General features: G+C 38.2%; 21 protein-coding genes. 20 read left to right on the top strand and 1 reads right to left on the bottom strand.

What is annotated here, in order from left to right:
* Window positions 1-414 precede the first annotated feature (414 nt).
* The 20 genes from I3259_RS17980 to I3259_RS17885 all read left to right on the top strand — a co-directional run bounded on the left by I3259_RS17980 (window position 415) and on the right by I3259_RS17885 (window position 17,926).
* Window positions 415-1,614 (top strand): site-specific integrase, encoded by a 1,200-nt coding sequence (locus I3259_RS17980; RefSeq protein WP_238031093.1) that lies wholly within the window; start codon window positions 415-417, stop codon window positions 1,612-1,614.
* A gap of 64 nt (window positions 1,615-1,678) precedes the next feature.
* Window positions 1,679-2,056, top strand: coding sequence for a hypothetical protein (locus I3259_RS17975; RefSeq protein WP_238031092.1), 378 nt, complete (start codon window positions 1,679-1,681; stop codon window positions 2,054-2,056).
* 11 nt (window positions 2,057-2,067) lie between these two features.
* A complete protein-coding gene (locus I3259_RS17970) occupies window positions 2,068-2,610 on the top strand; it encodes a hypothetical protein (RefSeq protein WP_238031091.1) in 543 nt (180 codons plus the stop codon).
* 71 nt (window positions 2,611-2,681) lie between these two features.
* Complete coding sequence (locus I3259_RS17965; RefSeq protein ID WP_238031090.1) at window positions 2,682-3,119, top strand: DUF2787 domain-containing protein; 438 nt, start codon at window positions 2,682-2,684, stop codon at window positions 3,117-3,119.
* Window positions 3,120-3,283: 164 nt separating this feature from the next.
* A complete protein-coding gene (locus tag I3259_RS17960; RefSeq protein ID WP_238031089.1) occupies window positions 3,284-3,496 on the top strand; it encodes a glycine zipper domain-containing protein in 213 nt (70 codons plus the stop codon).
* A 456-nt stretch (window positions 3,497-3,952) separates the two neighbouring features.
* Entirely contained in the window at window positions 3,953-4,969 is a 1,017-nt protein-coding gene (locus I3259_RS17955; protein ID WP_238031088.1) for a hypothetical protein, read from the top strand.
* Window positions 4,970-5,074: 105 nt separating this feature from the next.
* The gene (locus I3259_RS17950) at window positions 5,075-6,253 is read left to right on the top strand and encodes a tyrosine-type recombinase/integrase (protein WP_238031087.1); all 1,179 of its coding nucleotides are present in this window, start codon (window positions 5,075-5,077) and stop codon (window positions 6,251-6,253) included.
* Window positions 6,254-6,255: 2 nt separating this feature from the next.
* Window positions 6,256-6,504, top strand: a complete 249-nt coding sequence (locus I3259_RS17945) for a hypothetical protein (RefSeq protein ID WP_238031086.1) — start codon at window positions 6,256-6,258, stop codon at window positions 6,502-6,504.
* Window positions 6,505-6,737: 233 nt separating this feature from the next.
* Window positions 6,738-6,992 carry an RNase H1/viroplasmin domain-containing protein gene (locus I3259_RS17940; RefSeq protein WP_238031085.1) on the top strand — a complete coding sequence of 85 codons (255 nt, stop codon included), beginning with the start codon at window positions 6,738-6,740 and terminating at the stop codon, window positions 6,990-6,992.
* 224 nt (window positions 6,993-7,216) lie between these two features.
* Window positions 7,217-7,642: a hypothetical protein gene (locus I3259_RS17935; protein ID WP_238031084.1), complete on the top strand. Its 426-nt coding sequence runs from the start codon at window positions 7,217-7,219 to the stop codon at window positions 7,640-7,642.
* A 68-nt stretch (window positions 7,643-7,710) separates the two neighbouring features.
* Complete coding sequence (locus I3259_RS17930; RefSeq protein ID WP_238031083.1) at window positions 7,711-10,347, top strand: hypothetical protein; 2,637 nt, start codon at window positions 7,711-7,713, stop codon at window positions 10,345-10,347.
* 121 nt (window positions 10,348-10,468) lie between these two features.
* The gene (locus I3259_RS17925; RefSeq protein WP_238031082.1) at window positions 10,469-10,675 is read left to right on the top strand and encodes a viroplasmin family protein; all 207 of its coding nucleotides are present in this window, start codon (window positions 10,469-10,471) and stop codon (window positions 10,673-10,675) included.
* A 230-nt stretch (window positions 10,676-10,905) separates the two neighbouring features.
* Complete coding sequence (locus I3259_RS17920) at window positions 10,906-11,508, top strand: NUMOD1 domain-containing DNA-binding protein (RefSeq protein WP_238031081.1); 603 nt, start codon at window positions 10,906-10,908, stop codon at window positions 11,506-11,508.
* A gap of 76 nt (window positions 11,509-11,584) precedes the next feature.
* Entirely contained in the window at window positions 11,585-12,601 is a 1,017-nt protein-coding gene (locus I3259_RS17915; protein WP_238031080.1) for an HNH endonuclease domain-containing protein, read from the top strand.
* Complete coding sequence (locus I3259_RS17910) at window positions 12,601-13,179, top strand: class I SAM-dependent methyltransferase (RefSeq protein WP_238031079.1); 579 nt, start codon at window positions 12,601-12,603, stop codon at window positions 13,177-13,179. Before I3259_RS17915 ends, I3259_RS17910 begins: the two co-directional genes overlap by 1 nt.
* 496 nt (window positions 13,180-13,675) lie before the next feature.
* Complete coding sequence (locus tag I3259_RS17905; protein ID WP_238031078.1) at window positions 13,676-14,308, top strand: hypothetical protein; 633 nt, start codon at window positions 13,676-13,678, stop codon at window positions 14,306-14,308.
* 21 nt (window positions 14,309-14,329) lie between these two features.
* On the top strand, window positions 14,330-15,853 hold the full coding sequence (locus I3259_RS17900) for a hypothetical protein (RefSeq protein WP_238031077.1): 1,524 nt from the start codon (window positions 14,330-14,332) through the stop codon (window positions 15,851-15,853).
* 82 nt (window positions 15,854-15,935) lie between these two features.
* Window positions 15,936-16,427 (top strand): hypothetical protein, encoded by a 492-nt coding sequence (locus I3259_RS17895; RefSeq protein ID WP_238031076.1) that lies wholly within the window; start codon window positions 15,936-15,938, stop codon window positions 16,425-16,427.
* A gap of 4 nt (window positions 16,428-16,431) precedes the next feature.
* A complete protein-coding gene (locus tag I3259_RS17890) occupies window positions 16,432-17,025 on the top strand; it encodes a hypothetical protein (protein WP_238031075.1) in 594 nt (197 codons plus the stop codon).
* Window positions 16,982-17,926 carry a hypothetical protein gene (locus tag I3259_RS17885; protein ID WP_238031074.1) on the top strand — a complete coding sequence of 315 codons (945 nt, stop codon included), beginning with the start codon at window positions 16,982-16,984 and terminating at the stop codon, window positions 17,924-17,926. Before I3259_RS17890 ends, I3259_RS17885 begins: the two co-directional genes overlap by 44 nt.
* A 235-nt stretch (window positions 17,927-18,161) precedes the next feature.
* Here I3259_RS17885 and I3259_RS17880 read toward each other — a convergent pair whose 3' ends face one another.
* A complete protein-coding gene (locus tag I3259_RS17880) occupies window positions 18,162-21,008 on the bottom strand; it encodes a right-handed parallel beta-helix repeat-containing protein (RefSeq protein WP_238031073.1) in 2,847 nt (948 codons plus the stop codon).
* Between the last annotated feature and the right edge of the window lie 370 nt (window positions 21,009-21,378).

Genomic DNA, 21,378 nt, shown 5'->3' with positions numbered 1-21,378 from the left:
GATTCAAAATCCGTTTCCTTCGGGAGTGACGGTTCAAGTCCGTCCTCGGGCACCAGCACAAACGATAAAGCCTCAGCTCACGCTGGGGCTTTGTTGTTTCTAGTCTAATCAAAAACTTAGCCCTGTCTTTTTCTGGTCAACGTCCTGTCCCATTCCGTTAAAACCACTTCGTAAAACTTCCGTTCCTGCTCATATCCGGTCGTGTTGAAAATTCATAGCCGATTACTGTCCTGCAAATTTCAACATAATCTAAAACTTGTTAAGACGTTTAAATGTCCATATCTGGTACTGTAAGGGGGACTTTGTGGTGATATGGTTGACGGTTCTGCTGTACTTTGAATTTATCTAACCGCAATAAAACCATTTTCAAACCCATATTACTTCTTTGATTTTGCTACCGAAATTGGAGTTAGCATGAAAAAGAAGTTTAAATTTACCACTACTAACCTTAAGTCGTTACCTTGTAACCCAATAGATTCACCGTCAACAGAGCTTGAATTTTCCGATACGGATGTAACAGGCTTGAAATGCCTATCGGGTAAGACAGGCAGTAAGCGATTCTTATTGCGTTATCAAATCAATGGCAAGAAAACCAGCATTGCTATAGGTCGCTTTCCAGACGTTGATTTATCGACTGCTCGTAAGATTGCTAGGCAATATAAAGCTGAAGTGGCTCAAGGAAGTGATCCCAAGAAGGCAAGGGCGTTATCCCAGAAGATGCCGACGATTGGTGACTTCTTTAACAATACTTACTTGCCGTTGGCGCAGAAACGTAAGCGAACATGGAAAGATGATGTGCAGCGTTTTAGTTATCATTGCAATGCTATTTCGTTCCTGCGTTATGACGAACTAACAGCTAACCATGTCATGCAAATTCAGTTATCCATGAATACGGCAACAAAACATCGGGATGCCTATGCTCCGGCAACGTGTAACCGTGTTATTGCGTTGCTAAAAACAATGGGTAAGTTAGCTTCGCAATTGCTTGATATACCGAATGTGGCTGAACGGGTGGCGTTATTGCCAGAAGATAATGCTCGAACTCGCTATTGTGATGTGCGAGAAACCAAGCAAATCATTCATGCGGCACTATCTTATCATTGTAAAAGTAGTGGCTCGTTTATCGCACTGCTGTTCTTGATGGGATGTCGTGAGTCAGAATTGCGGCTGCGTAAGTGGGCTGATATTGATTTAGACAATAAGGTGATGAAGATACCAAGAACTAAAAATGGTTCGTATCACATCGTTTACCTGTCTGAATTGATGATCGATATACTCAACAACATACCGAAAGTCACTAATAATCCGTATGTCTTTCCCGGACAAAAGATAGGGAAGCCCATTTATCGTCCTTACTATGCGTTTGAAGTCATTAAGCAACGGGCCAATGTTGATAACCCTGATGAAGTGGTTTTTCATACCGCTAGGCATTCCGTTGCCAGTAATCTGATTTCAAATGGGATGGACATTAGTTCAGTACAGAAGTTGTTAAACCATCGAAGTATTGAAAGTACGCTGCGGTATGCCAAGCTGAGCGAAGGTAAGCAACGAGAAACATCACAACGCTTGTCTAACTTAATAACTGATTACAATCCGCTAGATAACAACAAGTAAAAATACAATCAAACGCCCCATGATCATTAGATCATGGGGCGTTTTTGTATCTGGAGTATCTGATATGAAACTTATAAAAAACCTGCAAGATATTGCACAATTAGGGTTAACGCCCGACATTGAGCAAGCGTTAATGCACAACCTTACTGGGCCGTTTGATTTTGATATTGAAGCAACACAAGCAACATGGAATGAAATTAATACCACGCTCTACTATATCGAGCCTAGTGATAGCGATGAGTCATTAAGCATGGAAGATGAAACTGAACAATCGATGCTGCGTTTTGTTAAGAACTACCCTGAGTTCGTTGATGCTATTAGTCATAGTCACTTGCTTGCACTCGCTATTTTCACCAGTGATGGCGGTGGCTGTTATGTATTTGCGCCACTATCAAACCAAACCCATATCGTTAATGAATTGAAAACTCACCTCGATAATTAAGGAGAACAGTTATGCCTACCAAGAAGAAAAATGATGTAGTACAGGAAAATAACGTGGTTGAAATTGATGCGCCAGAAATGGAAGTCACACAAGATAACGCTGAGATTGATGAAACCGTATCAAAGGAAGTAAAACCTGAAGTCCCAGCCATTGATAAACATCTACTGGGTTACTCATTAATTGTAGAAAATGGCAAAGCATTAAAGTTAAGCCCAAAGACGCAAAACCATGTGTTCTACCAGATTGCCACTCAAGATGATGGGTCACTTCACATTCGTTTAAATGGTAATGAGGGGGGCGGCTTGCACTCTAAAGAATGGATTTCAGTGAATGCCATTATTGAAGTGCTTGATGCAATGAAAGATCAGCCCATTAAAAGCACTATTTTAAAATCGGTCTTTAAAGGTGGTAGCACGAATAATGCAGCCTTCCTTGCTGCCGTGTTACGAAGTGATGAAATTGGCTTGCTTACACAATCTGAAAAGAGTGTATTCATCCATAAATTGTCGGCTGATTATGAGGAGCGAAAAACCACACTGCTTAATCTGAAGTAATCACATCAACACCATTCATACCACTCACGTTCGCTGAGTACCTTCCACCCAAAAAACTAAAGAGAAAATGTATGCACTTAACATTTAACGTTGAGCGATTACTGCTGCCTGTAACAGCCAATTTGCAGCAGAAATTACAACACATCGCTACCCAACATGATTTACCTACCACAGCAACGTCAGCATTAACCTTTAACTTTCGTGACACTGGATACAGTGCTGAAAATGGTGGCTGGCATCCTGTTGAAATTCGTATCGAGCAGGAAAATGGTCAATGGCATTTCAGTTTCATCACGGACTTTAGCTATGTCGGCTACCCATATCCTGAACTTGCTAAGGAAGTTGATTTTGACTTTGATAACGGTATTGCTTCATTTCTGTTTATGAAGCAAGTGCCTATCAGTTGTGATGATGTCATGGACTTCTATCAAGTATGGGAAATGAATTTCTTGGCTTATGTAGACATGGAGGTGTTTGACGAAATCAAAGTAACAGCAGAAAACCAATGAAGTTCTGAAAGACAGGACGAGGACAGGAGGGCACACGTTGCTCTTTACCATAGCAGGCGCCAGTGCATTACACCATGAGTTACAAGGTGTGATGTGCTGGCGTTTTGCGTTTTAACCACAACCCCAACGGATACACCAGCCGTTGGGTAACAAGAGGTAAAGCAATGAATAATCGAGGAAGCTTATTAACAGCTTCGGTTGTTGTGAGCAAAGATAAAGATGAAACCCGTTATGAAATTAGGCCATCACGTAAAGGTGCTATTAAAGGAGCCGTGACTGGTATTGCTATTGGTCGTTTCTTTGGCCCTGTAGGTATGGCGACAGGAGCATTGGTCGGTGGCACATTGGGTTATGTATTGGGGAGTGATGACGATTAAGTTATGTAATAAGTAAGATAAAGAAGATAGTGGTTTTGGCTGCTATCTTCTTTTTTCGTAATTATGAATGTAATTAAATTTATGATATTTAATGTGTTTTTTGTGTGTGCGTCATAATGATATTGGGGATATACAAACCAAATTCACCATTACAATTAGTTTTCGAATAAATATTAATCTCAATAACAAAACATATAAAGCGTGACCTAAATCACCAAATGAATATATTTTTAATGCTCAATTTTCATTATTAAATGAATATTTCTCCGGTTAAAAATTAAGCTATATTTTTTTCAGCAATCGCGGGCCCGTAAAACTTTTATCACTTAGGTTTAAGTGAAAATAAAATCAAAAATATTGAATAATTAATCACAAGCGACATGTTTTTACTTATTTGCATGAATATAGATGAGTACTGCATAGTACAGTTTTCTAAGCTGTAGAGATAAACTTAAGATGGCCAGACCTGATATTGAACTAGCAGAAAGCAAGTCTAAATGTAAACTTTTAAAGAAGCGTATTGATGTTATTTTGAATAACGTTAAGCACAAGTATTCTTTAAAACCTATGCATATTAGATATGTTAAAAGAGATAAAAATGTTCAACGTTTTTTCCCGCAATTATGCGCAGAAATTATTGAGAATGCTCGTCATGAACTTATTGATTGTCATGGCGCTTATATTGATATAACTGAATTATATGAAAATTATAATTTTCCATCTTTAGAAAATGAAGTTGAACAATATACTGATCTTATGCTGTTATTTGCATCTTTGACGATTTCAGATCTAGATCCTATTGATTTAATTACTACAGTAGAGCCTATTTATAAAGGTGAGTCTGGTTTTTCTATTCAGCAAGCAATTGAGTCATCATATCATGAGTTGATTATACCTCTTTATATCTATGAGCATATCGATAGATTTGACAATCTAATTAAACAGTGTTCTAAACTTATGTATTCTCGTACAGAGTGTAATCGTCAGCTAAGTCAGAAAAATATATCAGAAGAAAAACTGCATTTATTTGTATTACCGGAAAACGAACTAACGTCGAATATCAATTTGTTAAAGATAGAATTAGATAGTTTGTTGGGTACGATATCTGAATTTTGCGATGTTATTGATCCATTTACTGGTGAGTATTATGCGTGTTTGAAACGTAAGCATGACCGTGATCTGTCAATGAAAAGGGCATCTGCATCAAAGAAGCGTGTACGTATATCGGATGATGCTAAGGTGTACTTAGAAGATTTTTATTTAGCTATGTGTCAATATATTAGCACTCAACAGCGTGATGATATTGATGTAGTGAATGTATGCCTTAAATTTATGCAGGGCCACTACTATATTGCAGATCTTTCGGTAAAAGAAAAATTAAAGCGCAATTTATCTTTATTTAAACAAAGTTGCAGTAGTCATGAGGATGTAAATTATCGTTACGCTTTTCAGATGATAGCAAAGTCTTATTAGGCACTTATATTGCGTAATGGTTTTTTGGAACTTTTTGTACTCTGCTGATAATTATTCTCAACGCAATATCCTTTAACTACTTTTTAGTTAAAGGATATTGCCACCATGCAAACCATCGAATTCACATCGAGCACTTTTTCTAACCATCCCGAAGTAATAAAAGGTGAAAAGCCTGTCACTTACAAGCGAGAAGGTAACAAGCATCAGTTTGTTACATTTTCAGCTACCACCATATCAATGGGTATATCAAAGACTTTCAAGGGCCAACGCTTTAAAGAAGTGATTGGTCATTGGCCTGCAATGTCGATTCAAGCATTCGACAAGATTGCACGTAAGCGTATTTCTGATATTGAAACAGGACACTATAACAAGGCTGGAAACTTGTTGGTTGGTGATTTCTTCATCGACTATGTGTTGCCGCAAATGGAAAGTCGTAATCGTGATATTAAAAGCGTTAAAACACGTTGGCGTCGTGTTATGCCGGTATTTGCTCATCGTCCATTAGGTGATGTTACTCGGCTTGATATTGAGCAGTTTCTTGTTGGTTTATCTAAGGAAGTAAAAGGGGCAACTGTTAATCGCCATCTATCATTATTGTCTCGTATTTTTACGGCTGCTGTATCGCTTGATATTTTGCTCAAGAATCCTTGTAAGGGCATAAAAAAGTGGCCTGAAGATAATATCCGTGACCGGGTACTAACACAGGCTGAAATCGACATTTATGTTACTGAAGCAATTAGCATGGACACACCTCAATCACGAGCGTTACTTCTGAGCTTATTTTTAGGGTTACGTATTGGTAATGTCATTACTATTCGTCGTTCTATGCTTGATGCTTCACTTAGCACTTTGCATCTTCCTCAAACAAAAAATGGTCGATCATATACTGTTGCGCTGAATGAACCTGCTCGTCAGATATTACGACGTTGTTTGCTAATGTCGTGGAACGATTGGGTGTTTCCATCGGCAGTTAATGATGGTCATCATATTGCTTATCCTCGTAATTGCCATGAACGTTTATGCGCTTTAATCCAAGCGCAGATTATCGGTGCTACACCGTTTCGCATTCATGATTTGCGTCGTACGTATGCGAGTCGTCAATTAGCACTGACTGGTGATGCTCGTCTTGTTCAATCCAATCTCTTTCATCAAAGCGTTACAACTACCGAACGTTACGCATTCCACGAGCAACCTAAATTAGCTGCTGCTAGTCAGCAAACAGCATTGTCTTTTCTGGGCAATTTATCACTACCAACTATTTCTTCTATTAACGAGGCTGCATGATTATGGAAAATATTATTTTAACAAAAGCAGATTTGGCTAAGCGTCAACAGCGCAGTGTTGAATCAATAACAACGGCTTGTTCTCGCAACCCATCAGCGGTGCCACCATTTTTTAAGCTTGGCAATAATCGAAATAGCCCAATACGGTTTCGGTTGCCAGATGTTATCAAGTGGGAAGATGAAATGGCTAAGAAGCAACAACAAGTGCAATCAGCCTATGAGCAAAAAATGAACCCTAAGTGGAATATATAATTAAATAAAAGAAAAAAGGTTGAGGGTATATGGCTATTTGGCGAAGCCAAATAGCCATATACCCCTTTGCTTACCACTAATTTCAATCTAATAAACCTCTTTGGTGATAAATCCCTATTTTTGTACTCGCGAGACTCAAAATCCCATTCATTAGATTATGCGTCCTACAGCAATAACGCTGTGAAGTGAGCTGATTAACAGTTCGTTATTTGTTCTCAAAGGAGTAGCTTGTAATGGCTAAAAAGAAGAAGTGTTATGTTGTCTACGTTGGGGCTGAAGTCGGCGTATTTAATGATTGGGAAACTGTGAAACCATTAGTGGATCGATACCCGGATGCTACCCATAAAGGCTTCAATTCCCTTGAAGAAGCTAAAACTTCATTTGAAAATGACACAGCTAAAATTAAAGCTGCAATTATTGCTAAAAATAAGAAACGACGATATTCATCTGGGAGTAGGGGCGGAAGTGAAACCCGTATGTTTAAATAAATTATTTTGATAGTGGGTGATAAGGGCATTGTGCGGAGCACAATGCCCTTATCACCTTTTGCTTACCGCTAATTTCAATCTGGCAAATCTCTTTCCCGATAAATCGCTAGTTTTGTACTTCATACCTAATCACTTCAAATAATTAGATGATGCACCCAGCAGCAGTGTGCTGTGAAGCAAGCACTTATAACGGCTTGTTATTTTCTTATATTGGAGTGCATATCATGCAAAAACCTATTTTTGTTTCTACATCTAATGGCGTTAAAAACGTCAGCCTTTCTAGCAGTATCATCTATAACGATGGTTTTACTCTCGCATTAGATTCTAGATGCAACGCGATTTGCTTCGAGAAGGGTGATGGTTCGTTGACCTTATTTGACCGCTTAAAGAAGGTTGTTAAACCCGTTAAAGGTTACTCAATCATACTTGATAACGGGAGCTTTGTTGACCCGTCTGCAATTGCTGAAATATTCATTTCGCCTAAAAGTGGACACCTTCTTATTACAGGTATTAATGGGAAGTTGCTCTGCATGCTCAAATCTACAGATTTTAATGACCTCGATGGTCTTCTTTCTGAGCTATCAAGTCGTTTGCTGGCCATGGCCGAAGGTGAACCTGTTGCCGCTATCCAGTGGGCTGATTTTAAGTAATTTCAATCAATAAGCTTTAACTATGTGGCGCTGTTATAAGCGTCACAAATGTATCTAGGAGTTGTGAAATGAATAATTTGAAAATAGATCCTAAATTAATGTCGGAGTATGTTGAGCCAACAGGTTATGACATTGCAGAGGCGGAACATGAGTTGAGCCTTAATGATTGGCAACCAACAACGGCAGAGCCAGTAGAAGTAGGAGCAAAATGTAAAAAACGGCCAGCTAAGATATCGATATTTGAGCAACCAATTATCAGTATTGATACAGAGTACACTCGTTCTAAAGATGGAAAAACGAATTATATTTTGTCTTATCAATTTGTTCTGCTATTCAAAGGACAATCAACCAGTTTGATTTTATACGCTAAGTCAGCGCGCAAATCAGGGCGTCTTGTTTTTGATAAATGTATTGCGCAGATCATCAAGAAGGCTCTTAACGAAAAGATATTAACGGCTTGGCCGACTGAAGCAGTTGTTTGTGCTCATTTCTTAAAAGCTGATTTATTTACTTTTAGTAAATCCTTTGACAACTTTCAGTCTTATATCAAGGGTGTTCGGAAAACAGTCGCTACGCTTGGTAACGATGCTTATGGCGTTGATTTAGCAAATGTAATGTCTAAGCGTATCGATAAAGATCCCTTTACGTTATATGACGAATCACGTAACAAACATGAACTAAAAATTCGTTTCTATGACACGATGTTGCTCTCGCCTAGCGGTAAATCGTTGGCAGATGTTGGCGAATTGGTTGGTTTATCTAAGCTTGAGATCCCAGAGCCATATAATATTGAGCGTATGGATGAGTATCTTGCAGCAGATCCTGTTGGATTTGAAGCATACGCCCTTCGTGATGCTGAAATAACAGCGTTGCATATGGAGCGAATGATTTCGTTTATTAATATGATTGGGTTGAAAAATCTTCCGTATACGATAGGCGGGATTGCTGTTAAAGCATTTATTAATTCGGTTGATCTGGAAGGTAATTATCGCTCATTATTTGGTTTTGAACCAGTAACTAAAGAAATCTGGCCTGAAGGACGATCAAAGCCACTCACTATTACCAAGGATGTGCCTCGACCTGATCGAATGATCTTAGAAAGCTTTGCTACCCAGTGTTACCACGGTGGTCGTAATGAATCATTTATGTCGGGTATAACGCCTGTTGGTACGTGGAATGATTATGACGCACCTAGCTGCTATACCACTATTTTAATGGGCTTGCGTGAGCTTGATTATTTACATGCTAAGCAGTCAACCTGTATTAAAGATTTCTTTGGTGATCAATGCGCTATGGTTTGGGTTGAATTTAAATTTCCCGATGATACACGTTTCCCGTCATTACCTGTGCGCACTGATAGCTATGGCTTGGTTTATCCACTTGAAGGTGAGTCATTTTGTACTGGTCATGAGTTAGAAGTAGCTTATAACCAAGGCGCTGAATTGGTCATTAAGGCTGGCTATATAGTGCCGTGGAAAAATGATGACCGTATTTTTGAACCGTTTATGCGTTGGGTGCGCCAAACACGTCTTCAACATAAAAAGGGCGGTTTTGAAGAGCGCCTGATTAAAGAGATTGGTAATAGCTGCTATGGGAAGCTGGCCCAAGGGTTAAGACCTAAAACTGCTTTTGACATCGAAGTAGGGTATTCGAAACAAATGCCTGCATCAACGTTAACCAATCCTTTCTTTGCTGCATACACGACAGGGCTTGCTCGTGCCCTCATGAGTGAAATGCTAAATGGCATACCTGAACATAGTCAGGTGGTTTCGGTGACGACAGACGGCTTCTTGACCAATGCTGATATAGCTGAAATTGAGTTGACTGGGCCTATTTGCAATCGTTTTAGAGAGCATTTTTATCGAATGGATCCGACTGGTGGTGCCATTCTTGAGTTGAAGCATAGGGCAAGGCAAATAGTCGCAATAAAAACGCGTGGACAGCTTACAACCATGCCTTATGAAGGGTATCCAGTTGTTACAGCTAAAGCAGGTGTTAAAACCCCAAGGGGCATTAACGCTAATGATTACATGGTTGATCTTTACCTTCATCGAGTGCCGGGACAGTTAACGGATGGCTCCCATTTAACGTCTACTCGTGAGATGTTTCTTCAACAGAGTGATTTGCTTAACGTAGAGCGTGAAATCTGCTTAAATCTTGAGTTTGACCATAAACGTCAACTTATTGAGCCAATCATACGAACGGCTAATGATCTCCCCCATATCAGCTTTCAAACTAAACCGCATCAAACGGTCAATGATATGACTGCAACTCGACTTCGATTTGACCGCTGGCGATTAAATAATTGCCTAAAAACGTTAAATGATTGGTCTTCTTTTGAAGATCGATTAGCGATGGGATTAGCTATTTTATCCTCCAACGTCCGCCTAAAGCCTCAAGAGCGTTCTGACGAATTGTTATTACGTCTTTTCCTAAGGTTTTGTACCCAGCATGAATCTATGGGCTCCGTCGGTAGTATGAACGCCAACGAGTTAGCTAAGTATTTCGATAGCATAGGCTATAGCGTAAAGGCAGCAACTATACGCAATGCCAAACGCCAGAAAGTAATTTTAAGTGCTGTGCCTGTTACTCGCTTAACGGTAGAGCTCTTTAAAGTCCTCGCTCAGAAATTCCCAAATATGGACATTAAGTCTTTATTTGTGACTGAGCAGCTTAGTTTGCTTGAGCCGATGCTAGATAGCTAATTCGTAATGATGCTACGCCGCCGACATCATAGCCTAATTGGGTTTGATGTTGGTGTGACGTAGTGAGGTAGGGGTAATGAATACACTGAACCCCATTTAAAATTTTTAGGAAGTAAATATCATGACTCAAAAATCACATTCAATTTTTTACGCTGTTGTAACAGCTGATATTGCAAACATCGTTGAATCTTGGCCTGAAGCTCAAGCGTTAACTAGCGGTAAACGAATGGGGAAAACTAAAGGCGCAAAAACATATAAAGAAGCTGAAGAGCACCTTCAGGACTTAGTTGTTGAGCGTAACAAGTTAATCAACTTTAAGCGCTATTGATAGACTATAGACAGCATTAAACATAGGGTGCAAAGGGGTGACAGACTAAGCTAGTTGCCCCTTTGTCATTTCTCATTCATACCGAGTGGAATATCAGTGTTACCTTAATCACAAACTCATCAAATCACTATTTTAACTAAGGTATTGATTGCACAAAAATACAGGGGTAGATTGGCTTGTCCGATCTATCCCTGTTTTTTATTTGCGTTGTATACGATAAGGAAATGGCAATGACTCAGAATGACCGATTAACGGTTGATGGAAAAACATTCGCATCTAAGGCAGAAGCGGCTCGATACTATGGCGTTAACTCTAAGCTTGTATGCGAGCGTATGTCGAAGTTTGGGTGGTCTTTAGCTCAGGCTGTAGGTGCTGAGCCTCGCCCAAACAAAGAATATCGCAAAGAAATTGTAATAGACAATCAGACTTACCCTAGCATAAGAGCAGCAGCAAGAGCACTAGGTTTGCCTCAGAGTACCCTAATGAATCGCATTAAGGCAGATTCAATTGTTAAAGGGCGTGAAGTATTAAAAGGGCAATCTAAGCCGATGTTCTATGGCAGAAAATTGTATCCATCTGCTCGTCATTTACTGCTGGCTAATCGTGACTTAGTTGGTGATAAAAGCATTGATAAAATGGTAACAGCCTTAAATGACAAAGCTCGTTACGCTAAAAAACAGGGGTTGATTAAAAATTTATCGCTTGCTGATATTTCAGCGGAGTATGGTTTGCCAAAGATTAAATTTGTTGATGAATTTGATGCTGCGATAGTGATGTTGAGTGAGTCGGTTGATGGTGTGCCGTTGGATAAGTTATTTTATACGCACTTTTAAAAAATACTTTTGTGCTTGATGTATGCGGTTTAAATAACCACATCATAGCGTTAATAGTTACAGCTTTAGGTATTACATGGAATTTTATCAAGTAGATCCAACTAATGAGAATTATTGGCGATCTATTATTTTGTTCGGTAAAAACGTGGCTTCATATAAGTTTGCATTAGCGCAATCACTTATTGATTTGCACGCTAGACCGGATGATTTAATTACCTTAGATCAGCTTGCTATTCCTTTTAGTCAGCATCTTTGTGAGCATTTAAAGCAATCGCCTAAACAGATTACGTCTAAATCGAGTAAATTCATTGAAGCTTGTGTTGCACATAATGAAGGTCGTCTTGATGATGACGTCCTCATTGGTACGACGGTAAAGCTTGGTTTTAATAATGTCATCGATGCCTTTCATAACGTGAATGGTGGTGAAATTGATAATCGATTCTTTCTTGATGAACGAAAAGGTACAGTTAAAGGAATTCGTTTAACTGACAACTTTTATAAGCTGACAGAAAGTAACCAATTTTCAAGTTTTAAGCATGAAACTGAAGCTCGTTGGAAGTTAGTTGAGCAGGGATGGCGGATGGGAATATCACGTAATCTTATAGCTGTTGAATACGACCCTAAATTAAAGACGCTATTCACTTCTGAAAGAGAACGACGAGTTGATATAACCAGTTGTAGAGATAGCTTAAATGGTTATCAAAAGGGACGTTGCTTCTATTGTTACGATGATATTAGTGTTGATTCAGGCGCTAATAATCTGGCTGACGTTGATCACTTTCTTCCATGGGGTGCTAATGATCATGTGACAAATGTAAATGGTGTTTGGAATCTTGTATTAGCCTGTCAGTGTTGTAATCGAGGTAAAGAGGGTAAGTTCGCTAAAGTACCTAGTGTTGATTTACTTCGTCGCCTACATAAGAGAAATGAATACTTTATCAATAGTCATCTACCGTTACGTGAAACGTTAATCCAACAAACAGGAAATAACGAGCAACAACGTGCGACATTTTTGCAGTCGCAGTACACTATGGCTAAACAAAAGCTGATCCATGAATGGCAGCCTGAAATACGTGGGATTATTACTTTTTAATGACTATTCAATATTATAACGACAATGCTCAAAGTTTTGTTGACGGTACAGTGAACGTTGATATGGAATCATTGTATTCACCATTCGTAAAATTATTGCCAGATAATGCGCTAATTCTTGATGCTGGGTGTGGGTCAGGTCGTGATACTAGAGCTTTCTTATCAATGGGGTTTGATGTTGAAGCTATTGATGCTTCAGAAGAAATGGTACGACATGCAACTGCCTATACTGGCATTAACGTTAAGCAACAAACATTTCAGGATATTGATGTATCTAACTCATATGATGCTATTTGGGCTTGTGCATCACTGTTACATGTTCCACAAGAGCAACTATTAATAGTTTTTAGTCGATTAGAAAAAGCATTGAAGGCTGGTGGCGTATGGTACTTCTCTTTCAAGTATGGAAATGAAGAGAGAGTAAAAGATGGACGAACATTTACTGATATGAATGAAGAATCTATACGTGCATTACTAAGCCAGTTTCCAACATTGATGGAAGAAAGCGTTTGGTTAACATTAGATGCTCGACCAGATCGAGATGAAAAGTGGCTGAATGTTATTGTGCGAAAGGTTTAAATAGTAGTAATCGTCGCAGTATTTGTTTGCAATTTCTGCTCATATATTTTTATCTCTGGATGCTACTTCGTGAAATTTTTTGAAGTAGGATTCGGTGGCGATTCTTGGGTAGGTTAAGTCGTTCTGTATGGGGTGAAAAAATATATATTTATATTAAATATATAATAACCACCACAACAGGGCCGCGCAGCTACGCCCTGTTGTGGTGGTTATTATTAATTAATTTTTTGTTAGAAAAATTACTTCAAACTTTCCAATAATATTGCTTCGATATATTATTTTTATATTTGGCCTATAAAAAGAAATTTCATGTCTATTTTATTAATTTAAAGTAAGTGTTTTTCTGATTTTATTTGTTATTAACGCCCTTTAGATTTCAAAAAACAGTCAAATACTATCGTTTAAATTAGTTATGTTTAAGATATGACTTAACGCAATGATATTCATGTTGGTGACTATTATAGTATTTTGATTATTGATATTTATTGAGGTAATTATGTCATTTTGGAGAACTGCGGGGTGGATTGCTGCTGGAGTTGGGGCTGTTGTCGCTGCTCCTCTTACGGGGGGGGGCTCTATTGCGGCTGTAATTGGTGCTGCAGGAACAACTACTGCTGCTGGTGTTGCAGTTGGAGCTGCTGCAGGTTTAGCTGGCAGTGCGCTAACCGATAATACTGAAGAGCGAGCTCGTAATAAGGGAAGAAATGAAGGCCGTGCAGAAAACGCTATTGAGGTCGAAAAGCTTAAAGTTGCTTTAGAACAACAAGAACGTCATTTTTCAAGTCATAAAGAATATGAAGATTATATTGTTGCTTTAACATCTGTTGGTATGGCATGTGCTGCTTGTGATGGTCTTATTTCTAAAGTCGAACAAATTGAAATTCGAGAGTATGTAGCAGGTATAGCAAGTTCAAAACTGCCTGTATCTGTTAAAAAACGTATCGAAGCAATTACTATGAGCAAGGTATCTTTTAATACAGCTTTTGCATTAGCTAAACCTTTTATGAAATCTTCTCAGGATAAGAAAGACTTTCAGGATGTCATTGAATTGACGATGGCGGCGGATGGTCATATTTCAGAGAAAGAACAATTATTTCTTGAAGCATGGAAAGTAAAAGCAGCCGCTTAACTGAAATAAAAAGAGATATTTATGTCTAGAGTTGAACGATTTAAAAAACGGAAGTTATTATTAAATGATTTGCATTCAAAACCAGAAATAAGGCTTGCGAGAAGTCATGGTGAGTTGGCTGAGTTTTTAGATTCAGAAGTTGATACTAAGCTTGTTGAATCTCAAAGAGTGCAATCTGATTCGTTTTTTAATAATCAGTATGATCTCGATGTTAATCATTCAGAGGTTCAGTCTTACCTAAATGCAATAGAAAGTCAGTTATCTGTTCAAAAATATGATGCACTATTTGAATCGACTCGCGAAGTGTTGATTGATCAACTGCTCAGGCCTTTTCATCTAAGTAGAGCGGATATTGCCGGAAATGATAGAAAATTTGCTTATAACCCTAAAGATTATAAGTGTTCAGGTGAAAGCGTAGGTGGGACCAATAAGTCTTTTGATTCAGTTCGAGATTATAATAAAAAATTAGCCACTAACGGAAATGGTCAAATTAAAGATGCAAACACAGGTATTTATCATGATGCAAGAGTCATGGATTATGATCATATAAAACCATTAAAAAGTGCACATGATGAGGGTGGGTATATGTTATCTGATACCGAAAAAGCAGCTTTCGGAACAGATACTGATAATCTAATGTTTACTCATCAAAGTATAAACCGTTCTAAGGGTGAAAAGACTCAACAAGAGTTTATAGAGAATTCAAGTAATCAATACTTAGATGGTCGTAGAACGAAGCCTGCCCATGAGCGTGGTGAGAAAGCTATTGGTAAATATATACCAAGAGATACTATTGATAAAACAGCATGGGTCGCAAAAAGGGGCTTGGAAGATGGTGTTAAAACAGGGCAATCACAAGGTTTACAGCAAGCTTTAGGCGTTTGTCTATCTGAACTGATCTCAGCACTATTTGATGAAATCAAAGACTGTTTGACCAATGGATTTAATCCGAAAGATAGTGACTCATGGCTTGAATCCCTGAAAATTCGTTTTAAACAAGTTTCCACTAGGGTATCAGGTAAGTGGGCAAATGTTTTAGAGGCTTTTGGGCAGGGATTTTTATCTGGTCTAATTGCTGGTGTTGTAACTGCGTTAATTAATCTTGTACTTAGAACTGGTAAAGAAATCGTACGCTTAATTCGAGAGGGTTTCATGTCTTTAATGAAAGCTCTAAAAACATTATTATTTCCACCAGAGGGAATAACACTCAAGCAAGCAGCTCATGAAGCTAGTAAAGTTTTAGCTACAGGTGTTGTTACTAGTGGGGTTATATTACTTGGTGAAATGCTTTGTGCTAATATCGGTTCTTTTTTAGCGGTAATACCTTTTTCAGATGTTATATATACAGTACTTACGGGAATGCTTGCTGGAGTAAGCTCTTTAATCGTAGTTTATATGCTAGATAAATTAGATCTATTTGGTGTTAATTCTGAACAAAGAGCTTTATTTATACAGGGAAAAGTAAATGTGGATTTTGAAAAAAAACATTCGGAAGCAATAGATATTATTAAAAGAATTGGAATAGTAAATACTAATCAATTATAAAATTATAGTTATTTAAACGTTTTTAAAAAGTAACTCTATTCTGAGTTTTTCAAGTGTTAAATATATAGAGGAATAGGTTTATATGAATACGGCTGAAGCAGAATTAGATTGGGTAGTTTTTGAAGCAGATGCGGATTCATATTCTAACAGCGAAATATTTGCGCAATTAAATGAATATGGGTTACCTCCAGAAATTATAGCTAAACTTCATTCATTAGTAGATGTAAAAAAAGAAATTAATAATAAAGAAGCTTCTGTTGGGAAAATTATTCTGATAAGAATGATTGAGTTTATAAGGGAAAATACCAATTTAGCAACTTGTGTTGCTATTGGTGCTGTTTTATCTGCTATTGTTTCTTCTGTACCTGTGTTGGGACAAATCCTATCACCAATTACTACTCCAATCATTATGATTGTTATGGCTTTATATGGTCGACGATTAGATAGAAAAGAAAATGGTGAAAACACATTGGAATTTAATAATTTCAACGAATTATTTAAGGATGCAGTCACTATTGCGTCAATGTTCATGAAAGCAGTCACAAATACATTTTCACTTCTTATTAAGGCTTAATTTAATGAGCAAGGTTACCAAAGCACAGCTTCTTAAGGCACTTGATAAATTGGAGAAAAATCCCGATTCAAAAGAAAAGTTGCTAGGAAAGATAGGTGTAATTGGTATCGGTTCATCTTTGGGGGCAGCAGCAGCTGGTTCCGTTGCTGCCGTTACTGGTGTAACAAGTATCACCGGTGTAACAACAGCAGCTTCATGGCTTGGTATAAGTATTGTATCTGCAACGCCTATTGGGTGGGTTGTTGGAGGTGCAGCTGTAGGAGCTGCAGCTGTATATGGGTTTTCAAAAATGATTTCTTCGGGCTCTTATACTGAAGGGAAACTAAATGAAATAAAAACTCAGATTCATTCACAAATAAAAGAAGTTGAGAGATTAGAAGAAGAGAAAAAGATATCTGATGATGATATTAATGCTTTCCATATCTTTTTAAAAAATCCGATTAAAGCTGATATTATCGAACCAAATAAAGCTCAAAAACTTATACAGGGTGTTGAATCAGGTAGAATTAAATTAAGCCTTGCTTATCAATTAGTGGAAAATATAGTAAAAGCTTATGAAAGTAAAAATAAAAAATCCGATTCAATCGATAAAAATTAAACATAATAAGATGTTGTCGAGTAGAAAGGACTTACTTTTCACTCGTTTGTTAGAACTTGATGAATCAGACTTAAGATCTATTGCAGTTAGTTCATTAAAATTCTCAGCAGAAAAAGTCGCATCTCTTAATAAAGATCAGCTAGTCATGCTTTGTAGTAAAGAGTTGCGTAGTGCTGCTGGTTCTACAACTCTTAATGTATTTAGGGGGACACACACTTTCCCTTATAAGAAGATGCTAATTGATGTTGCTGATAAATTGACTGAAGGTTCAACGTTCTTAAGCTGGACACCATATAAGTTGAATGACCAACATACAGAGGAAGAAATTGAAGCTGTAATAGTTAAATTGTTTGAAGAAAAAGCCCGTCAGTGGTGGTTTAAGCTATCCGATAAGAAGAAGGTAGAGTTTGTGACTGGCTTGAATGGTGTATTAAGTGGTGAGAGTATCGAGAAAGTTAATCTTAATGGTGGCTTTAAAGAGTACATTAAACAACAAGCTGTTGAGAATTTATTTCAAAATGGTGTTGTCGGTGGATTAACGAAGGTTGCAGCATCTGGTGTAATGGGAACTATCGGTGTTTCTATGCTGACCCAGATAGGGTGGGTTATTTTGCTTCAAACTGTCGGGTTTATGGGGGGACTGAAAATTGTCATGTTTGGTATCGGTGGTATGGGAGCATTTGGCGGTGCTGTTTCATGGTTAGGCGCTACAGCTGTGAGTTCTGTTTTAGCGATTCCAACAACAGTTGCTTTAGTTGATGGGACTGCTTATAGGAAAACAATACCTGCAATTATTATGTTGCTTGCAAAGAGCAAAATTAACCACGATTTACTTGAAGAACAATTCATTGAGGAAACAGATTACAGCTTAACTTATGAACAAACTGTATCTGGAGTATAACGATAGTTAGTATTTGTGAGTATGCATAACAATTTCTAGACTCATTAATAGCAAACTCAATCCAACAAAACCCAAGACAATCAGCACTACTATCTAACAAGATCCAACACTTGATAACTGCTGCAAAGGTGACTCAAGGAATTCAAAATCCGTTTCCTTCGGGAGTGACGGTTCAAGTCCGTCCTTGGGCACCATTTGTAAAAAAGCCTCAATCGAAAGATTGAGGCTTTTTTCGTTATTGCTTGGTACTAAATGACCAAATATCTCCAGTTGTTATTTCATTATTATCTATTACATCAACACGCCAATAATATTGAGTATTTGGCGAGAGATTATTCAAGTCATACTTATTATCTATTTTATCGATGGGTAATAAGACGTCGATATTTTTTCCTAAGTAAACATTATAATTAAATCGTTTGAGATCCTGTGAGAACATTAATTCAATATTCAAATCAACATTGGTTGCCTTATTAAAAGGGACTGGATTAGAGGCGATTGAATGGGTATGACCTGGAATCCAAGTGTTAGGATCTCCATATTCATAAGCGCCAATATCAGGGGAAGAGCCAAGATGATCAATTGTCAGCAAACTACTATTGCTTGTTCCCATATCAATGATCACTGCGTTATCTTTCGGTCTAAAGTCTCCCCAATAAGCGCCCTTTAAGTGACTTAATATCTCAGGTGTATTGCCTGTTATATTATTCGTTACCACTCCCGGTACAGCTAATTGTTCGCTAGTACCCGATTTGCGCCCTTGTAGTGTTCCGACCAAGTTGTTTAGCGTTTCAGAGCTGTAATTCAATCCACCGGCTAACGCTTTATTGAAAATGATTAAATCAGTGATGATGTTATTAAACATCAGGTTATTGAAAGTACCTTGAGTATCACCTTTGATGATATTGAAGGCGCTATTCCATACAACGTTGTGATGAACTAAGCCATCTTTACCTGTTTTAGCTGCACCTTCTACACCATCAAAACGGATACCTGCTTTAGGTGTGTCGTGTACCCAGTTATAAGCGATTTCTGTGCCTGCTTGTTCATCAATCCCTACATTGATTGCTGCTCCATCGTGTTGTAATAGGCTGGTGTTGTAAACATGGTTACCAATTACTTTAGAGCGAGCACCAACGCGTACACCTTCGGAATTACCTGCGGTATGGAAAGTGTTATTGCTAAAAGTGATATTCTGGCTTTGTGAGGCCATATTAATAGAGCCTTCACCACCAGTTCCAAGATTTGAATAATCAATATCATGGATCAAGTTATTATCTACCACATTACTGTTTTCTTTGATCATCTCAAACGCAGGTCCATCGGTGTAAGCAAGGTAACTATTGGTGATCTTGTTATGTGTTTCTGTGATGGCTTTATTGTTATTAATAAACTTAATGGTTTGAGGGCGAGTTAAGTCACCTAACATGCGCTTTGAATACGCGTAATATTGCGCATCAAGATCATTAAAGGTAATAGACTGTGAGCTTATCACCGTAAATGCTGTCGCAAAAAAGTCGATATTATCGAAAATAAGGTGGCTAGAATTTCGAATGGTTAAGCCATAGGTTTGCTGCTTACCTCGAACATGAAGTTGGTTAGGGTCGGCATTATTTGGAGCCCATAAGTAAACGGTTCGCGTCTGATCATCAAAAAACCACTCATTAGGGCTATCTAATAGCTCGAGTTTACCTTCAAGATAGTAGTGGCCTTCTTCATATTTGGCATTTTTATTTGCCCAAAAGTTGCCTTTAGAAAGCATATTGGTAGCGGCTTTTTTCATCGCAGTGCCTGATTGAGAAAAATCAGTACTATAAGTAAAGCGATCACTACCAACCGTATGACTATCAATTGTTTGTGCCCAGTTCAACCAAGAGCCAATGTTCATGATGGCAATGGCACCTGTTGCATCAATACCTGAATCGGCTAATGATTGTGTGTTTACACCAGTAGGAAGAAGTTGGTATTCATTACCGCTGTTTTTAACGGTGATCTTTTCATACGGGCGTTCATCAACCATTTCGCCGAAACGACTTTCAGGCGCTTGATGACGCCATGTAGACTTCATATCCCACAGTGAACCATCGTTTAATTGGGCATTAGGCCAGCGCGCTGACATCACCATGTTATCGTCAATAAACAGTTGCCAAATATCTTGACTGATTTGCGTTTTGTAAATATTACCGTCGTGTCGCTGCCAGGGTGTTGTGATATCTATGGTACCATCAAAGATACTATTGTTACCTCTGATCACGATGGGTGCTTCGCTGACACCATGCGCTTTATCAATAACGTCGGCTGTTTTATAGCGACCTTCTGCCAGTTCAATAATGCTTCCAGCTTTAGCTTGAGATAAAGCTTTCTTTAAAGTTTTATAAGGTAGAATGAATGTTCCGTTATTATTATCGTTGCCATCAGGACTAACATAAATAGCTTGTGTCGGAGGGCAATTATCGTAGTTTTCGGCGATAGTGCCGTCAGGGCAAGTAACCTCTTTTGGTGGTTCAGTAGGACATTCTTCAATCGTTGGTGAGGTTGAACCGTCAGGACACTCAATAGGTTCTAGGGGCGTATCTGAACAATTCGTTTCATTCCAAAACCATGATGATGGCTTAGGTGTTTCCCATACACCTGGACTATTTTTAGCTTCAAAGCATTGAAACTGATAACTAACAATATCGCCATTATTAACTTTTGTTTCTCCAGCAATCCATAACGTGATATCAGATATAGGAGGCGCTGTTTCATCGACACAGATATTATCAACCAATACTTGACCACTTGGGCAAACCACAGGCTTAACAATATCGATACAAATACCATCGATTAACTCTTGGTTATCATTACATGTTGGAAGAGGCGTACCATCGCATTCGGTCGGTTGCCAAAACCAATTAGACGATGGTGAAGGTGTTTCCCATGAGCCTGGATTATTTTGCGCGATATAACATTGTTCATTGTATATAACGATATCGCCATTAACGACCTTGGTTTTACCATTAACCCACTCGATTGAGTTTGCCTGCGCATTAAAGCTAAATAGGGGTAATAAGAAGGGAAGATATTTAATTCTTTTGTTCATCTGCATTCCTTGGCTAAAAGCGTTGTTGATTATCAATGATTGTTATTTTTTTGTTAAATGTTAGCGTGAGAAAGGCAAGTAAGCATAATTTCGGTAAGTTTAGTAGAGGTATTGTGATAGCTAAAATACTTCACTATAGACACTCGGCATATTACATTTGACGATTTGATGTTGGTTCAATCATTTACTAGTACTAGAAGCTCAACATTCCGTTATCTCATTTAGTTTTTATACATTAAAAGATGAACTAACATCATTTTGAAATACGATAAGGTCATGCTCAGAAATGAAATCCTTTCCTAAAGCATAAAAATACCTGATTACCATCGAGACTCAGCCAAGGTTAATAATTTCTCTGGCATCGGTGGTG

The sequence above is a fragment of the Photobacterium sp. Ph5 genome (genome assembly GCF_022129445.1).
Lineage (GTDB): Bacteria > Pseudomonadota > Gammaproteobacteria > Enterobacterales > Vibrionaceae > Photobacterium.
This window is presented reverse-complemented; position numbering and strand designations above follow the sequence as displayed.

Coding starts and splice junctions, on each gene's coding strand:
- I3259_RS17980 (WP_238031093.1), top strand. CDS start 415: ATGAAAAAGAAGTTTAAATTTACCACTACTAACCTTAAGTCGTTACCT.
- I3259_RS17975 (WP_238031092.1), top strand. CDS start 1,679: ATGAAACTTATAAAAAACCTGCAAGATATTGCACAATTAGGGTTAACG.
- I3259_RS17970 (WP_238031091.1), top strand. CDS start 2,068: ATGCCTACCAAGAAGAAAAATGATGTAGTACAGGAAAATAACGTGGTT.
- I3259_RS17965 (WP_238031090.1), top strand. CDS start 2,682: ATGCACTTAACATTTAACGTTGAGCGATTACTGCTGCCTGTAACAGCC.
- I3259_RS17960 (WP_238031089.1), top strand. CDS start 3,284: ATGAATAATCGAGGAAGCTTATTAACAGCTTCGGTTGTTGTGAGCAAA.
- I3259_RS17955 (WP_238031088.1), top strand. CDS start 3,953: ATGGCCAGACCTGATATTGAACTAGCAGAAAGCAAGTCTAAATGTAAA.
- I3259_RS17950 (WP_238031087.1), top strand. CDS start 5,075: ATGCAAACCATCGAATTCACATCGAGCACTTTTTCTAACCATCCCGAA.
- I3259_RS17945 (WP_238031086.1), top strand. CDS start 6,256: ATGGAAAATATTATTTTAACAAAAGCAGATTTGGCTAAGCGTCAACAG.
- I3259_RS17940 (WP_238031085.1), top strand. CDS start 6,738: ATGGCTAAAAAGAAGAAGTGTTATGTTGTCTACGTTGGGGCTGAAGTC.
- I3259_RS17935 (WP_238031084.1), top strand. CDS start 7,217: ATGCAAAAACCTATTTTTGTTTCTACATCTAATGGCGTTAAAAACGTC.
- I3259_RS17930 (WP_238031083.1), top strand. CDS start 7,711: ATGAATAATTTGAAAATAGATCCTAAATTAATGTCGGAGTATGTTGAG.
- I3259_RS17925 (WP_238031082.1), top strand. CDS start 10,469: ATGACTCAAAAATCACATTCAATTTTTTACGCTGTTGTAACAGCTGAT.
- I3259_RS17920 (WP_238031081.1), top strand. CDS start 10,906: ATGACTCAGAATGACCGATTAACGGTTGATGGAAAAACATTCGCATCT.
- I3259_RS17915 (WP_238031080.1), top strand. CDS start 11,585: ATGGAATTTTATCAAGTAGATCCAACTAATGAGAATTATTGGCGATCT.
- I3259_RS17910 (WP_238031079.1), top strand. CDS start 12,601: ATGACTATTCAATATTATAACGACAATGCTCAAAGTTTTGTTGACGGT.
- I3259_RS17905 (WP_238031078.1), top strand. CDS start 13,676: ATGTCATTTTGGAGAACTGCGGGGTGGATTGCTGCTGGAGTTGGGGCT.
- I3259_RS17900 (WP_238031077.1), top strand. CDS start 14,330: ATGTCTAGAGTTGAACGATTTAAAAAACGGAAGTTATTATTAAATGAT.
- I3259_RS17895 (WP_238031076.1), top strand. CDS start 15,936: ATGAATACGGCTGAAGCAGAATTAGATTGGGTAGTTTTTGAAGCAGAT.
- I3259_RS17890 (WP_238031075.1), top strand. CDS start 16,432: ATGAGCAAGGTTACCAAAGCACAGCTTCTTAAGGCACTTGATAAATTG.
- I3259_RS17885 (WP_238031074.1), top strand. CDS start 16,982: ATGAAAGTAAAAATAAAAAATCCGATTCAATCGATAAAAATTAAACAT.
- I3259_RS17880 (WP_238031073.1), bottom strand. CDS start 21,008: ATGAACAAAAGAATTAAATATCTTCCCTTCTTATTACCCCTATTTAGC.